We start from the raw sequence: 268 nt of genomic DNA on the forward strand, positions 1-268 counted from the left end.
GCTTAACATCGCGGGTGATGCGGAAAAAGAGCAGATTAACCGTGGCGACTGGCTGCTTGCCGATGTGCCGCCAGAGCCGTTCACTCGGGTGATTGTCGAGCTTCAAACCCATACGCCGCTGACCCAGTGGCAGCCGCTGCATATTCACCACGCCGCCAGCCACGTTACGGGACGCGTTTCGCTGCTGGAAGATAACCTTGCCGAGCTGGTGTTCGACACGCCGCTGTGGCTGGTGGATAACGATCGCTTAGTGTTGCGCGATATCTCG

Annotated in this window: 1 pseudogene; it reads left to right on the top strand. The window is 59.0% G+C overall.

Features of this window, described 5'->3' with window-relative positions:
- Nucleotides 1–268 (top strand): annotated as a pseudogene (locus SB719_RS20375) (selenocysteinyl-tRNA-specific translation elongation factor SelB); the annotation flags it as partial.

The organism is Pantoea sp. SIMBA_079, from assembly GCF_046940275.1.
Taxonomy (GTDB): Bacteria; Pseudomonadota; Gammaproteobacteria; order Enterobacterales; family Enterobacteriaceae; genus Pantoea; species Pantoea borealis.